Here is a 15047-nt window from a genome sequence, read left to right as displayed (position 1 = left end):
GATGCAGGATACGGGGTTGAGGAAACCAGTCATCTGCCAACTTCGTCATACGATCCCAAGTGAAGCCGTCTCGTTGGCTACGCCGCCGAAGCGTTCGTCGCCAGAGGTCGGTCACATAATAGCGGAAGGCTGAAAGCGCCCGTCCGTTTGCAGGAACCGCATAGTAGGCGAAGTGGCCGGTGATGACCTGTCTCAGCCATTTACCCTGGACGGGGATCGGTTGGTGCATTCGATACCGCAGCTCTGCCTTGATATCCTGAAGCTTCGTCCGCAGACGATCGCGACGGGTCTTCCTTTCGAGCAGGAAGTTCCCCGGCGTGACCTGCCGCAGATGTGGGTGAAGCCCAGAAACATGAAGGTCTCCGGTTTGCCGAGCCCGCGTTTCTTGCGAGCGACCGCCGCATGGCGACCGAACTCAATCAGGCGGGTCTTGTCCGGGTGGAGCGACAGCGCGAATGCCTCAAACCGTTCACGCATCGCATCAAGGAAACGGCGAGCGTCGTCCTCATGCTCGAAGCCGGCCACCAGATCATCGGCATAGCGCACGATAATCATATCGCCGTGAGCCTCATGCCGTCGCCAGCGTTCGGCCCAAAGATCGAATGTGTAGTGCAGGTAAACGTTGGCGAGCAGCGGCGAAATCACCGATCCTTGCCCCGTGCCCCTGTCATCCACGGTTACGACCCCGTCTTCGAGGATGCCCGCCTTCAGCCATTTACGGATTAGGCGGATGATGCGCTTGTCGCCGATGCGGTGCTCCAAAAACCGGACCAACCAGTCTTGGCTCACACTTCCGAAGAAGTTTTGCACGTCGGCGTCAAGTATCCAGTTCACCTTCCGGGAGGTGATCGCTACCGCCAAGGCATCCAACGCGTCATGTGGCCCCCGGCCGGGTCGAAACCCGTAGGAGAAGCCGACGAAGTCGCCTTCGTAGATGGCGTTGAGCACCATGACGGTTGCGCCCTGAACGATTTTGTCTTCCAGAGCCGCGATCGCCAACGGTCTCTCCCGGCCGTCCGCCTTCGGGATATACGTCCGGCGTGACGGTTGGGGCCGATACGCTCCTCGATGGACCCGACGATGCAGATCCTCAAGCCGAGGCTCCAGGTCTGTCTCGAAGTCCTGCCATGTCACACCGTCCACGCCGGGGGCTGCTTTGCGCTTGAGCGCGTAGAACGCCAACCGGAGCGTGTCAGTGTTGATCTGGTGGAGAAGCGCAGTGAACCGCTCTTTCTTCCCAAGCTTTGCAGCTTGCCGTACGCGGTCCAGCGCCTGGGTCACGCGAGCCCGGGTCTGCGTCCGGTGCGTGCTTTGCTGTCCCGCGTTCCCCTTGGTCCTAGCCCTTGGCTCCATCGCCTCTGCCACCGGAGCTCCGGCTTTATTCGGCGACTTCGTAGCTACTACGGCCGAGTCAGACTTCTCCTGATCGTTCATCGGCGGCTACGGCTCCTCGCCTTCCCACCGCGGGCCAGGCTGCTCAGCGAGCATCTGGCCAACCAAGAGATCTCCCGGTTCCCGTACAAGAAGCTTCCGCACATGCCAGGGTCTGCGACCACGCCGAAACGACTGGGCGCTCGCGATATCGCACCCCTTCGTGTTGCCTTCCGCTCAGTTGACAGCGTCGGCTCTCGGAAAAACATTCTTTCGCGGCTCAATGGCTGGCCTATGCGCTCCCCTGCCGACGCTTCGCCGACATCCTCGCGGATGCCCGCGCACGGCTCGGGGCCGATGTGGATCGCTATTCCTTCATCGTAGTGGACTTCCACCACCTACTCCTTGCCGGTCTCCCGGCGCACCAACTGTAATGCTAGTTACTGTTGTCGCATTGATCGCGAGTGTCGCGGTGTGTTCTTTAGTGGCGCTCGGAAAGCCGAATTAGAAACAGCATTGGTCGCAGGACCGTCTGTGGGGACTAAGGGCGAAACGTTCGCGCCGTTGCGGCAAATCCAAGTTACGCCGACTGCCCAATCGCATGCAGGGCGACCGCGAGGCATTGTTGTCTGGCCTGAGCTTACGGTACGGTTTGCCCGGCAAACTTGGGCCTCAGCCCTGCGAGCTGGGGCCCAATTTTGAAGATCGCCCCTCACTTGGATACTTTGATTTCGATGCGCGGTGCGGCGGCGGACGTGGGACGGCTCCGGCGTTTCTGCCAGCCCCGAGCGCCGGGGCCCGCTCCTCAGACAGAAGCAAAAACGCCGGGCGTAATCTCTTCGTCTTCGCCCTCCTCGCGCAATGCTTGCCGTATTCACACCGATCCAGCCAATAGCCCGCCGAGCGTCATTTACGCTGCTTGGCCTCCGCCAGAGGTGCCTCCCCGCGCGGCGAAGCTTCATCATCAGGGGGGTCGAAAGCGACTTCAGCATCGTGGGCCTGCACATCTTCAGGTGAAGAGGTTCGGATCGAACGGTCCCCGCGCGCCTTCAGGGCAATCCCGGCAAATACCCACGCGATACTCCAGCAAATGGACCACAGCAGAAAGCCGAAACCCTTTCCGGCCAGTAGGGCGGCCAAAAACGAAAACACGTACGAGAGGAATGGCCATTTGCGGGGCCCTCCAGCCGAGAGCACCGCTCCAACCGAGACCAGAAATGGGGCGAAAGAGATGGCTATGACCCCAATCAGCTCGATCGTGTCCATGGTAAGCACCGCCTTGATAATAGGAGTTTTTCCTCAGCCTATTATTGAGCTGGACGTGAGCGAAGCTGGATCCCGAGTTAACCTTGATGGTCGCAATGCGAGTTAAATCGGTAATTTTTGATCCACTCCGCAACCTTGCTCGTCACGCTCAAAACGGCAGCGTCACACGATTGTGGCATGGCCATTGAACAGTGCTATCAACTGGGATTTCAGCGCCCGGTTTGAGACAGACCGCTGCCGGGGGGACAGGGAGTTTCGAGCCCGGCAGGTCCTGTTTCGCGACTACGTAGGACAGCCCGGCGATGTGTCGCCAGCCGCTGCCGGTTTCGCTTCCTGTCGATCGGAGCAAGGGAAAACGATGATGAGGATGTCCCTGATTCTCACTGCCGCCATCATTGGCTTTTCGGCAACCGCCTACGCTCAAACCGCAGCGCCCAAGGCTACCGCCTCGTCCAAGGCTGCCAACAAGCCGCGCAAGCAGCCGCCGCCCCCGATGGGCTGTAAGCTCTTAGGAACAGTCAAAGGGACCAAGCTTTGGGCCGGCGATTCAGAAGGGGGCAGCACACCAGCCGCCGAACCCACTGCGCCAGCAGCACCTGCCGAAGAGCCCGCCAAACAATAGAATGGCGACGCCCGCGGCCGTTTTGAGCGGCCTAGAAACGACCGCGCCGCGAGGCGGGCATAACAAATAACCCCCAGCGCTCGCACGCTGGGGGTGGATGCTAAGTATGACCTAGGTAAAGCAATGGACCGTCGATAGCAGACGATCCCTTGGTGCATTTGTGAAGCAGTTCACACATGGCAGAAAAAGCCCGCCAGCGTGAACCGGCGGGCCCCCTTATTGGGGCGGAATGGACGACCGACTAGGCGAACTGCTCTCGAAGCTCCTCGGCGGGTTCGCCGCCGACAAACTCGATCATCAGCCTTCGGGCTAGCTCGATCTCCCAGTCCGCCTCTTTGTCGGCGACGGTCCAGCCGCCTCGCAATACGCAGGCAAGCACCACCAGCACTTTCGACTTTCGGCCAACCTCCGTACGCGCCGGGATTGCCCACATTTTTTGGATCAGCTTATCCATGCGCTCGAAGTCTTGCTCACTCTGGACGACGAGCCGATCGTGCTCGATGAACTCCGGCATCGCCCAGATTCGAGCCCAGCGCTCAGCCTCAGTGAGCACGCCCTCGTTGATAAATCGCTTGCCCTCGGCGCGCCAAATTTTCTCAAGTCGTGGGATTTCTCCGTCCCCGTCATCGTAATCGTAATGGGCGACGGCAGCCCAATAGGCGTCGAAGATTTCCTCTTCCAACTGCACCAGTGCGGCGGCGTCCGCGGCGCTGGGGGCCGATACGGCCGGATATGCGACGGCCGTGGCTCCGACCAGGGCGGCGCTACCGGCGGCAACGCCGGCAGCCTGGGAAAGGAACGACGCCGCGTCTGAGCGACGGATACACCTGTGCTATTCTCGGAATTAACCTGAGCCATGACTTACCTCGTGGTTTTGGGCCAGCCTGACTCGGCTATTGCCTCTTGGTGCAGACTCAGTTTTCATCGCATCCATTGCTGTCAGACTGCTTTTTTGAGGAATTTTTAACGTGAACGGCGAAGCCGAATGCACGCTATGCTACCAAGCTCGGGTGCTCAAAAAGCTCATTCCCGTGGCTAGGGGCTACGGTCTGAAAATTTATGAGTGCGCCGGCTGTAGCAGCAATCTATTGCTCGTTACCAGACTGAGGATGCCCAATAAGATGCGGGCGAAACCTTCTCGCACGAGAAAGTTCAAAGCGGCCATTGATGCAGCGCTGAGGCAAGCGGCTGCTCTAAAACCCGCGCGCGGATCGAAGAACTCCAAACGCGCAGAGCGGGGCATTACGGAAAATCCGAGGTAAGTCAGTTGCACCATGGCGTGGCGCTCTGCCCCATCTTGAGCGGATTATCCTATTGCGACGCGGCTGAAAGACCCCGAAAAAAGACCTGGCTTTAGGGGAGCCTGAAGCCAGGTGAAGTTCACTACCTTAGCTCCGAACGAGTACGCGAGCGCCCATCCGAAGCACGGACGAAACAACGGTCGGGACAGGGTGTTCCAAGCGGCCCCTGCGCGCTGGTACCACATTAGGAACGAAGGCTTCGGAAGCAGGTTGCCGGTTCGGTGCTTGAACTTGACCGTCAGGTACCATCTCTGCGTGACATGGCCCCAGCTTTCCCCCCTGAGCTGGGGCCTCTTCATTGGCCGTCCATCCGGGGCAGCGCGATTTGCGGCAAATCCGAGGTAAGCCGATTACCCAATCGCATGAGGGGGCGACCGCGCATGTTGTTCATGCCTGGGCCATGGTTGGCTCGGCCACTTGGCCTCAACTTCCGAACCCCCCTTGGAGTTGGTGCCAAATTTTGAAGAACGCCCGCGGCGACATACGCGGACGGCTCCGGCGTTTCCGCCAGCCCCGAGCGCCGGGGCCGCTCCTCAGACACAAGCAAAAACGCCGCCCGCTAGCCGCGCGCCATTTATTTACGCTGCTTGGCCTCCGTGTTTTTTCGTGATGCTGGCCGAGATTTACCGCTCGTTGATGTATGTCCCTGCTTTATAGGTCAACAGTTGCGGCCTGGTTCTAACGGTGTACCGTTCCATTGGGGGAACGGAGAACGCCCGCGATGAAAGACAATGCAGGCCCAGCTAGACCTAATTCGGTCGCAGATTGCCGAATGCGAGAGGCTCCAGAGTACGGCGGTTGGAATAATGGTTAGTCGCCCTCGCCCGGCCTTTTTTCGTGCGTATGCGCTGATGCGCAAGCGACCTCCGCGTGGGGACGCAGAGGCCGCCAACCTTGGGGAAGGTTTGCTCCCGATTGGGGGGCATTTGACTTGGGGTTTGGTCGGGAGCTTCGATTCAACTCGGTAGGTCGGGAGTCGTTCCGCTCCCATCGTGGAAAACGGCCTCAGTCTTAAGGTGGCTGGGGCCGTTTGCATTTTCGAATGCTGCTCCGAGCAGGGGGGTCATCGGAGCAGTTTTGAAACGCACTCCCTTGCTGCTTGTTCCTGATTCGTAAAATGCAGCCGGAAACCTTATCTTCGGCCCATACGCATGGCATACGAGCTTTGCCTGGCGACCGCCGGCAAGCAGGTCCCATCGGGACCGGACTGGATCCACGAAGTGAAGCACGACGGCTACCGGATGCTGGTCATCCGGGAAGACCAGCGCGTGCGCCTACTGTCGCGCAACGGCAGCGACTGGACCAAGCGCTATCCCTGGATCGCCGAGGCCGCGCTGAAGAACCGCCAGAAGCATTTCGTCATCGATGGCGAAGCGGTGATCCTCGGCGTCGACGGCATCTCCGATTTCAACGCCCTGCACTCGCGCAAGCACGACCACGAAGTGCAGCTCTACGCTTTCGACACTCTCGCGATGGGCGGCGACGATCTGCGCCCCCTCCCCTTGCACTTGCGCAAAGCCAACCTCGAGCAGCTGCTCGCGCGTCGGCCGGACGGCATCACCGTCGCGCCTTTCGAGCGCGGCGAGATCGGGCCAGACTTGTTTCGGGCCGCCTGCCGCATGGGGCTCGAGGGCCTGGTGTCAAAGCACCGCGATCGGCCGTACCGCGGCGGCCGACAGAAGTTCTGGATCAAAGCGAAAAACTGCAGCCATCCGGCGATGGAGCGAGAGCTATGACTGTCTTTGTCTACGTCAACACGGCCGAACAGGTCGGCGACGCTGGGCACATCAAGGTCTTTGGCACGGTAGATGCCGCGGAAAGATGGTTCGAAGAGAACGACCCGGAAGGCGTCGCCTTCGAATACGAGGTTCTGGAATGAGAGCGCGCTACCGCGCCGTTGAGATTGATCAAAGGAATTAGGCCCGCCAGCGTGAACTGCCGGGCCTTCTCTCCGATTTCACTTTTTCAGGCAAAGACCAATTGTCGGTGAAGTGCCACACTTCCCACCATCTGCGCTGCCACCACTAGGACAGAACACCGACACTAGCGTTTCGCTGTTGTCGCAATTGACGGCGCCGTCAGCCTGTACCGCTCGGATATTGACCGACGCCGGATCGCCCTTGTCTCCCTTGTCACCTTTCGGCCCCTGCGGCCCTTGTGGTCCTTGCGCGCCGGCTGGGCCCTGGGGTCCTGGCACACCCTGAATCCCTTGCGCGCCCTGTGGGCCTGCCGGGCCCTGCGGTCCTGGGTCGCCCTTTGGTCCGGGCTCCCTGCCACATGCTGCAAGTACAAGCACGGCGATCATGACGGCCACCGTAATCACTTTTTGCATTGCGATCCTCCCAATGATCGAGACCATTAAACTGGTCACCGGAGAGAGCCGCAATAGACGCAATAAAGAAGCCTGCCAGCGTGAACCGGCCGCCAACATGTCACCCCGCCTCAGCGATGCGGCAAACCAACCCCAGCGGCCTCAGCACCTAAGCATGAGGGGCACGCTCGGAAGCGAAACGACCCCAGCGCGGTCGCGCGCCGAGGTCGCCGTTTCCCTAAACACTCCCAGCAGTCGGGGGAAGGAATGACCGCAGGGTGCAAACAAGAAGATTCCTGGCCTTACCACTCGTTCCCGCCCATTCCGCGACGAAACCATTTTTCAGCGCCGCGAAGCTGTCCAGAAACAAACCCGGCCTAGCCTCTCCCCATTGGACCAAAGGGGAAACGGTTATGTCAGCTTTCATCAACGCCTTGTCTCGTAATGCGCGCACGCTCGTGATCGTAAATTCGTTGGCCGGCGCCGCTCTCCTGTTAGCGATGGCAGCTCCCCAGCCCGTCTCAAATGCTGCGCTCGGTAATGAATGGCAATGCAGCAAGACGGCGTTTGTTTTAACAACGTGCCGCCAGACCCCCTAGTCACGCGGAAGCTCCGGCGGGCCTCGTGGCACAGGCATTGCTCTTATTCGAATGACTGGGATTGTAGAGCCCCAGTTTGAAACAGGGCGCCGCCGGGACAATGTATTTCGAGCCTGGCGGCGTATCTTTTTGAGACCGCGCGTCTACAGCCTCAGATTCAAAGCGGGTAAGGGCGCCTAAGTTGCCGGCGCAGAACCTCACCCGAGGAAGGCCGGCTCCGCCGGGACCTTCGGCGATACTTGCTTCGCCCGAGAAGCGAACTCTCCCTCAACTTTATCGATCTCAGCTTGGTTGCGCTCGATGAAGCAGCGAGCTCGTCGCGGGACATCTCGGATAGCGCCTTCTGTTGAGAAGCCGGAGCTTCCGAGTGGGCGCGATGTGCCCTGCCCGGTCCAGGACCTTGATCGATAGATCTGGCCGCACGCGCGCTCACGCTGTAAGACCGACTGCGAGCGACCCGAGGCTAACCACAGCGTCCTGGCGACGACACCTAATCGGCCATCTAAGCCGATTGCCTAGCGTCTAGACGAGAACGACTCCTTCGACAGCAAACCGTGGTTCACCACCGTAGCTCTACGACGTGATCGCTGCGACAACAGCGAGAACCGCATAGCTTTTCAAAGCCATTTCAATGTTGGTTCGGAGGAGTGGATATCCGCATTCAACGGATAGTCCACGCCTTGAGGGCACCAAGTTGTCCATTCATGACCGGTGAGTTCGTAGCGCATTCGAGGCTCCAGTTTGGAGCTTGAATCACGCGTGGGCGCCATCATCAACCTGCCGCGCCCGCCATGATAGACACCAATATCCTGATTTTACTTCCGCTATCGGAGCTACAGCCGACCTAGCCGCACATGCTGCTGGCCGTCCCGGTCGAAGATGACCCATCTGCGATATACCCTGCTCAGATCTCTTGCAGTGCAAAATTGACCATCAAGCCCGTTTCAGTGGTCGCCAATTCCTGTTTTGATGGCCTGAGTTGAACGACAGCACGACGCGCTGCCGAGCCTAGGTAAGGCAATGCAACGACGTTATTTCATCAGCTTGTTCGGCGGCGCGGCGGTCACGTGGGCACTGGCGGCACTTGCGCAGCAGGCATCGAAGGTACCCCGGATAGGCATCCTATCACCTGGCCGCTCCGAGCTTCCCGATCCAACATTCAGCATGCTCAACGCCTTCCTGCAAGGACTGCGCGACCTTGGTTACACGGAGGGACAGAACCTCGCCATAGAGCGCCAATATGCCGATGGGAATTCGGATCGGCTCCGCGAGCTGACTGATGAATTGGTTGGGCGCAAGCCCGATGTCATTGTCGCGTTAAGTACGACAGCGGCGCGACCCGCCAAGCAAGCCACTGGCACAATCCCCATCGTCGCGGTAGCTATGGCCGATCCGGTCGCTGACGACCTAGTTGCCAGCCTTGCACGACCAGGCGGGAATGTGACGGGGACGACCTTTCTTGGCCCAGAGCTGGCCGCCAAGCGTCTACAGTTGCTCCGAGAGGCCTTTCCTGGGCTCACCCGTGTTGCGGCCCTCTGGCATCCCAATGCATACAGCGAACGCACGATGGCAGGCCTATTGAATGAGATTGAGGTCGCGGCCCGGACTTTGGGATTACAGCTTCAACTCGTGCCCGCGGTTGCCCCGGACGACATTGTCAGCGCATTCGCCGCGATGGCCAGAGATCATGCCGACGCTCTCATCGTAATGCCCAGCCCGATGCTGTTTGGCGAATACCGACGCATCGCGAGCATTGCGGCGAACAGCAGGTTACCAGCAATGGGGGCGGCCAGGGAATTCGTAGATCTCGGGGGCCTCATGTCCTACGGAGCGAACTTGCCCGATCTTGCCCGGCAGACCGCCACGTATGTGGATAAAATCCTGAAAGGGGCAAAGCCAGCAGAGTTGCCTGTGGAACAGCCGATCAAATTCGAGCTGGTGATCAATCTAAAGTCGGCGAGAGAGTTGGGGCTGACGATCAGCCGCGAGCTTCAGCTGATTGCCGACGACGTGATTGAATGAAGACGCTGTTGGCTGCAGTGCATGAGTCCGGTCCTGTGACATCGCGACACATTGCACCGCCACAAGACCTCGGTCGCGAACGGGGCATAGCGGAAGTTGACAGACCGCCGAGTGTTCCAAAGGGCGACGCTCGTGGACCCGGAGCGGTAATCAGCCGCTCAGTTTTGTTGTGATGCACAACGTGGCGCACACTTAACGATGTGGTAGCGTGTCGGTCTGGCTTGGAGAGGGGCCGCATGAGGCGACGCGATTTCATGACGCTGGTCGGCGGCGCGGCGACTGCGTGGCCGCTCGCGGCGCATGCGCAGCAAGCTCAACGCACGCGGAGCGTCGGCGTGCTGATCGGCTTTGCGGAGACCGATCTGGATGTGAAGTCTTGGTTCGCGGCTTTCCGCGGCGCGCTCGCGAAGCTGGGGTGGACGGAAGGCAGCAATTTTCAAATCGAACTTCGCTGGGCCAGCGATGATCTGAATAGGATGAAGGCATTCGCAAAGGAGCTTGTCGATCTGCGACCCGACGCAATCCTCAGTGTGACCACCCCCGTGACCAACGCTCTTGTCCGCGAGACGCAGACAATTCCAATCGTGATCGTGAGCGTAGCCGATCCGATTGCCAGTGGTTTCGTCGCGAACGTCGGACGTCCGGGCGGCAATGTTACCGGGTTCGCGCTTTACGAGCCCTCGATGGGCGGGAAATGGCTGGAAATGCTCAAGCGTATCGCGCCGGGCGTGACGCGAGTGGCGCTGCTTTTCAACCCGACGACAAGCGTCCCGATCAAGTTCTACATGGCTTCAATTCAAGGCGCCGCATCATCGTTTACCGTCCAGGCGAGTGCTGCTCCGGTTCACGCCCAGGATGAGATCGAAGGCGTTATCGCCGCGCTAGCGGCCAATCCGGGTGCCGGCATTATCGCAATGCCGGACCTATTCAACACGATAAATCGTGACGTGATTATTGCGTGGACGGCCCACTACCGCATCCCCGCGATCTATTTCTTTCGCTCTTTCGCGGACTCAGGCGGCCTGATCTCTTATGGGCCAGATTTCGCCGAACAGTATCCGCGGGCAGCAGGGTACATCGACCGCATCCTCAAGGGCGAGAAGCCTGGGGACCTTCCGATCCAAATGCCAGTCAAAGTACCGCTGATCATCAACTTGAGGACGGCAAATGCACTCGGCCTCGACGTGCCGCTGGGCCTGCTGAACGCTGCCGACGAGATTATTGAATAGGTGCGTTGTTTGCCGCAATTGCTCACAGCCGGTTCTGGCCCAGGCTGTTCTCTAATTCCGGGCCTGCGGTCAAGACTCTCCAAACACATCCTTGCCGGGTTCATGGTTCTCTCCGCGGTAGGGGCATGCCCTCCGCATGATGGCGTAGGATGACGCTGGCGGATCAATGTGTGAAGCGCGCTTGCCTTTTGAGCATCGCAAAGCCTGGGGCGATCGCACCAACGCCAACGTCCCGGCAGGGACCTTGGATCCCGCCGGTGCTCGGCGGGAATTCGCTATCTGCTATGCTGTTTGCACGGCGGTCTCCTTTGACGACCATCTAAATTCGGTACCATCGATCCACATCCGATGCAGAATGACCGCGAGCTTTCGCGCGACCGCAACTTTGGCCTTGCGTAGCCCAGTTCGCTTTGCAAGCCGAATGCCCCAGGCTTTGAGCGCTGACCATTTTGCTACGCGTGTGAGCAGCACATTGGCTGCCTCATAGAGATAGCCGCGCAACATTTTGTCGCCGCACTTCGAGATTCGACCCGTCCAGTCGATCTCGCCGGATGCGTAGCGTCGGGTCGTTAGTCCGACATAGGCTCCGACGCTTCTTGACCTTTTGAAGCGCGTAGGGTCGTCGATCGTTGCAAGAAAGCAAAGAGCCGTAACAGGGCCGATGCGGCGATCGCTTCGGGGTCGGAACGAACAACGCCTTCGTGCTCAATCTTTCCCGTCCGATCAACGATGCAGATCGCTGTTAGCTTCAAAGAAACGTCAAGTCCGACATAGCGCTCCATTGCAGCTCTCCTATCATTGCAAGGCCCAAGAGGTGAGCCTCATCGATTCTTGGAGAGCTGATTCTCAGAGCTTCAGTATGGCTCCGGCCCGGAATTACCCCATGTGTGAAAAGCCACGAGTCAGGTACGATTCCTCCGTCAGCCGGTTCAAAGTTCAAGTCCAACTTGAGAGTTTTCCTGATGGGGGATACGGATGGGACGCTTCGTTGAAGGCGCGGACAGATCCCAGCTGACGCTCTTGCCGGAATGCCTGGAGGATTGGGTAAGCGAGGACAACACGGTCCACGTGATCGATGTGTTCGTCGAGGCGCTCGACCTGCATGGACTGGGGTTTGAGCGTGTGATCGCCAAGGAGACGGGCCGGCCCTCCTATCATCCGGCAGTCCTTCTGAAGCTTTACATTTACGGTTATCTCAATCGGGTACAGTCCAGTCGCCGACTGGAACGTGAGGCGTGCCGCAACATCGAGGTGATGTGGCTGATCGGCCGCCTGGCTCCGACCATAAGACGATCGCCGATTTCCGGAAGGACAATGGTGCGGCGATCCGGAAGGTTTGTGCGAAGTTCATTGCACTATGCCGGCAATTGGGCCTGTTGCAGTCCCCAAGCATCGCAATCGACGGCAGCAAGTTCAAGGCGGTGAACAACCGCGACCGCAACTTCACGCATGCCAAGATGGCGAGGCGGATGGCGCAGATCGAGGAAAGCGTCGGTCGATATCTGCGTCAACTCGATAGCGCCGATCGGCAGGAGCCATCGGAAGCGATCAGCATCAAGACGACGAGGATCAAGGAAAAGATCGCTCGGCTGAAGCAGGAGATGAGCCGCCTGGAAGTGCTTGATGCGCAAATGCGCAACACGCCGGATCAACAGATATCGCTCACCGATCCGGACGCCCGTTCGATGGCCACCAGCGGACGCGGATCGGGTATCGTCGGCTACAATGTCCAGGTCGTGGTGGACACCGAACACCATCTGATTGTTACGCACGAGGTCATAAACGTCGGCAACGACCGTGGGCAGCTTGCTCGGATGTCGAAGCAAGCCAAAGAAGTGCTCGAAGTGGACAAACTCGAGGCGGTGGCCGACCGTGGCTACTTCGATGGAGGGGAGATATTAGCCTGTACAGAGGCTGGCGTTGCAGTCACCTTGCCCAAGCCCATGACGTCGAACGCCAAAGCGGAAGGCCGGTTCGGCAAACAGGACTTTGCCTACCTGCCTGATGAGGACGTCTACCGCTGCCCATCCGGCCAGCTGCTGCCCTATCACTACACCAACATCGAGCATGGAATGACGCTGCGCCGTTACTGGTCGACAGCGGCGTGCCAAGGCTGCGCGATCAAGAGCCAATGTACGCCGTCCAAGGAACGCCGCATCACGCGCTGGGAGCATGAGCATGTGGTCGAGGAGGTCCAGAGACGGCTGGATTCCAATCCTGACGCCATGCGGACGCGACGCGAGACGGTCGAGCATCCCTTCGGCACGATAAAAGCCCGTATGGGTGCGACCCACTTCTTGATGAAGCGCCTACGGAACGTTGCCGCCGAGATGGCGCTGCATGTTCTCGCCTATAACCTCACACGGGTGATGAACATCGTCGGCAAACCGAGCCTGATTGCAGCCATCCGCGCCGTCTGAAGGCCGGAAAGTGCGTCCAAAAGCGCAATACCGCGTCGCGATACCTACTTTGGCCAGTCAGTGGATGATCCAACGCGAGAACATCGGCCGCCTGCAGTGATTGGCGACCACGGCCGCGCGCCGACCTATCCGTTTGCACACAACCAAGACCCAAACCGGACTACTCGGGGAGCTCACAACCTCTCTTTAGGCTACCCACTTTAGCCAGTATGATCTCCATTCTCAGTCCGTGGGGGACCTCATGAGGCGACGGGAGTTTATAGCGGGCCTGGGTGCTGCCGCAGCTTCGCCTCTTCCGGTGCGTGGGCAGCAGGCACCAAAGCGGGTGCCGCGGGTCGGTGTTCTCATTGGTTTCGCGGAACAGGATCCGGCCACCCAGCGTTTGGTTGCTACTTTCGTCAAGAGTCTCGGCGATCTAGGTTGGGCGGTAGATCGCGACGTCTCCATTGAACTTCGTTATGGTGGTGGGAATTCTGAGAAGAATCGGGCTCTTGCGAAGGAGCTGGTTGCGCTCAAGCCCGACGTGATTTTTGTCAATTCCACATCGGCCACTCTCGCTGTGCAAGGCGCGACGAGCACCGTGCCGGTGGTCTTCGCCACAGTCTCCGATCCAGTCGGCAGCGGCATTGTGGCCAGCTTGGCGCGACCTGGCGGCAACATCACCGGGTTTGTAAATGTGGAAGGATCAATTGCCGGAAAGTGGCTCGGGTTCTTGAAGGAGGTGGCGCCAAACGTCAAGGCCGCCGGTCTAATGTACAATCCCACGACTGCAACCTATTTCGAATATTATCTGAAGCCATTCATGGCGGCAGCTGAAGCTACCAATGTAAGGCCGTTTACTCTTCAAGTCGGCAGCGCTGCAGATATTGAGCGAGCGTTCAGGGAAAGGACGCCCGGCGAAGGTATCGTGGCGATGAGCGATCCATTCCTCACCGTGAACAGCGCCTTGATCCGCGAGATGGAGCTACAGTTTCGCATTCCGGTCGTTTCTGGAGTTTCGCGAAGCGGTTCTCTCCTGTCCTATGCTCCGAATACGGAAGATCTGTTTCAACGCTCTGGCGCTTATGTTGACAAAATATTACGCGGGGCGCGGCCCGGCGATTTACCGGTGCAACTACCCACCAAGTTCGACTTGATCATCAACCTGAGGACAGCAAAAGCGCTCGGTCTCAAAGTGCCCCAGACCATCATCGCTGAAGCCGATGAGATGATCGAGTAACCCTACTTAGGTCCAGTGTTGTGCCCAAGGCGACGAAGCTGGAAACGCTGCGCCGGTCCGCTGTCAGGGTTAGACCGGACGTGTGCCTCGTGATCCTCGACCGGCGCTTTTGGACCCGAGGCCGACATGCGAAGAACCGCGATTAATTCATAGCGTTCTCCGATCGAGGGCTGCGGCGCGCCAATTGGTTTGTTAATGTAACGCTCTTGTTGCCGTACGAACGAACTCGATGGAGGTAGCCAATGTCTCATCTTGGAAGCTGCTTTTGCGGAGCAGTCAAACTGGAGGTCATGGGGTCACCGGAGGCGATGGGCTATTGTCATTGCAGTTCTTGTCGCTCGTGGTCCGGCGGACCTGTAAATGCCTTCAGCCTCTGGAAGCCAGAGGCGGTACGGATCACATCGGGAGCCGAGCATGTCGCGATGTTCCAGAAGACTGAGCTCAGTCAGCGTCAGTATTGCGTGAAATGCGGCGGGCACCTGATGACCAACCATCCGCCGCTGGGGTTGGTTGACGTTTTCGCTGCGACACTACCCACATTGGAATTTGCGCCCGGTGTACACGTAAACTACGCCGAGACAGTTCTGCCGATGCGAGACGGCCTTCCCAAGCTAAGGGATTTTCCGAAGGAGTTTGGCGGCTCAGGAGAGCTCGTCCCGGAATAAAGACGGCGAACGCTGCATAGCG

General features: G+C 59.2%; 11 protein-coding genes and 2 pseudogenes. 8 read left to right on the top strand and 5 right to left on the bottom strand.

The annotated features are described in order from the left end of the window. Positions 1-192 precede the first annotated feature (192 nt). From ltrA to QA640_RS18095, 3 genes are all read right to left on the bottom strand, one after another. Complete coding sequence (gene ltrA, locus QA640_RS18105; protein ID WP_349253729.1) at positions 193-1434, bottom strand: group II intron reverse transcriptase/maturase; 1242 nt, start codon at positions 1432-1434, stop codon at positions 193-195. Positions 1435-2277: 843 nt separating this feature from the next. Beyond that, positions 2278-2637: a hypothetical protein gene (locus QA640_RS18100; RefSeq protein WP_283041935.1), complete on the bottom strand. Its 360-nt coding sequence runs from the start codon at positions 2635-2637 to the stop codon at positions 2278-2280. Between the two features lie 863 nt (positions 2638-3500). Continuing rightward, positions 3501-3947, bottom strand: coding sequence for a hypothetical protein (locus QA640_RS18095; protein ID WP_283041934.1), 447 nt, complete (start codon positions 3945-3947; stop codon positions 3501-3503). Positions 3948-5711: 1764 nt separating this feature from the next. Here QA640_RS18095 and QA640_RS18090 point away from each other — a divergent pair. From QA640_RS18090 to QA640_RS18070, 5 genes are all read left to right on the top strand, one after another. Beyond that, entirely contained in the window at positions 5712-6296 is a 585-nt protein-coding gene (locus QA640_RS18090) for an RNA ligase family protein (protein ID WP_283041933.1), read from the top strand. After that, positions 6293-6439: a hypothetical protein gene (locus QA640_RS18085; protein WP_283041932.1), complete on the top strand. Its 147-nt coding sequence runs from the start codon at positions 6293-6295 to the stop codon at positions 6437-6439. The genes QA640_RS18090 and QA640_RS18085 overlap by 4 nt, the downstream gene beginning before the upstream one ends. A gap of 845 nt (positions 6440-7284) precedes the next feature. Further along, positions 7285-7470: a hypothetical protein gene (locus tag QA640_RS18080; RefSeq protein ID WP_283041931.1), complete on the top strand. Its 186-nt coding sequence runs from the start codon at positions 7285-7287 to the stop codon at positions 7468-7470. Between the two features lie 1020 nt (positions 7471-8490). Continuing rightward, a complete protein-coding gene (locus tag QA640_RS18075) occupies positions 8491-9492 on the top strand; it encodes an ABC transporter substrate-binding protein (RefSeq protein ID WP_283041930.1) in 1002 nt (333 codons plus the stop codon). A 236-nt stretch (positions 9493-9728) separates the two neighbouring features. Then, positions 9729-10721 carry an ABC transporter substrate-binding protein gene (locus QA640_RS18070; protein ID WP_283041929.1) on the top strand — a complete coding sequence of 331 codons (993 nt, stop codon included), beginning with the start codon at positions 9729-9731 and terminating at the stop codon, positions 10719-10721. A 282-nt stretch (positions 10722-11003) separates the two neighbouring features. Here the strand turns inward: QA640_RS18070 and QA640_RS18065 are convergent. After that, a pseudogene (locus tag QA640_RS18065) lies at positions 11004-11384 on the bottom strand (transposase); the annotation flags it as partial. Then, positions 11291-11503: a hypothetical protein gene (locus tag QA640_RS18060; RefSeq protein ID WP_283041928.1), complete on the bottom strand. Its 213-nt coding sequence runs from the start codon at positions 11501-11503 to the stop codon at positions 11291-11293. The gene QA640_RS18060 and the pseudogene QA640_RS18065, both read right to left, overlap by 94 nt. A 193-nt stretch (positions 11504-11696) precedes the next feature. Here QA640_RS18060 and QA640_RS18055 point away from each other — a divergent pair. The 3 genes and pseudogenes from QA640_RS18055 to QA640_RS18045 all read left to right on the top strand — a co-directional run bounded on the left by QA640_RS18055 (position 11697) and on the right by QA640_RS18045 (position 15025). Continuing rightward, positions 11697-13141: pseudogene (locus QA640_RS18055) on the top strand (IS1182 family transposase). Between the two features lie 241 nt (positions 13142-13382). Beyond that, on the top strand, positions 13383-14360 hold the full coding sequence (locus QA640_RS18050; RefSeq protein ID WP_283041927.1) for an ABC transporter substrate-binding protein: 978 nt from the start codon (positions 13383-13385) through the stop codon (positions 14358-14360). Positions 14361-14602: 242 nt separating this feature from the next. Beyond that, entirely contained in the window at positions 14603-15025 is a 423-nt protein-coding gene (locus QA640_RS18045) for a GFA family protein (protein ID WP_283041926.1), read from the top strand. Positions 15026-15047 lie beyond the last annotated feature (22 nt).

It is taken from the genome of Bradyrhizobium sp. CB82, assembly GCF_029714405.1.
GTDB lineage: Bacteria > Pseudomonadota > Alphaproteobacteria > Rhizobiales > Xanthobacteraceae > Bradyrhizobium.
Note: the sequence above shows the minus strand (reverse complement) of the source record. Positions and strands in the feature narration are given on the sequence as shown.

Coding starts and splice junctions, on each gene's coding strand:
- ltrA (WP_349253729.1), bottom strand. CDS start 1,434: ATGAACGATCAGGAGAAGTCTGACTCGGCCGTAGTAGCTACGAAGTCG.
- QA640_RS18100 (WP_283041935.1), bottom strand. CDS start 2,637: ATGGACACGATCGAGCTGATTGGGGTCATAGCCATCTCTTTCGCCCCA.
- QA640_RS18090 (WP_283041933.1), top strand. CDS start 5,712: ATGGCATACGAGCTTTGCCTGGCGACCGCCGGCAAGCAGGTCCCATCG.
- QA640_RS18085 (WP_283041932.1), top strand. CDS start 6,293: ATGACTGTCTTTGTCTACGTCAACACGGCCGAACAGGTCGGCGACGCT.
- QA640_RS18080 (WP_283041931.1), top strand. CDS start 7,285: ATGTCAGCTTTCATCAACGCCTTGTCTCGTAATGCGCGCACGCTCGTG.
- QA640_RS18075 (WP_283041930.1), top strand. CDS start 8,491: ATGCAACGACGTTATTTCATCAGCTTGTTCGGCGGCGCGGCGGTCACG.
- QA640_RS18070 (WP_283041929.1), top strand. CDS start 9,729: ATGAGGCGACGCGATTTCATGACGCTGGTCGGCGGCGCGGCGACTGCG.
- QA640_RS18060 (WP_283041928.1), bottom strand. CDS start 11,503: ATGGAGCGCTATGTCGGACTTGACGTTTCTTTGAAGCTAACAGCGATC.
- QA640_RS18050 (WP_283041927.1), top strand. CDS start 13,383: ATGAGGCGACGGGAGTTTATAGCGGGCCTGGGTGCTGCCGCAGCTTCG.
- QA640_RS18045 (WP_283041926.1), top strand. CDS start 14,603: ATGTCTCATCTTGGAAGCTGCTTTTGCGGAGCAGTCAAACTGGAGGTC.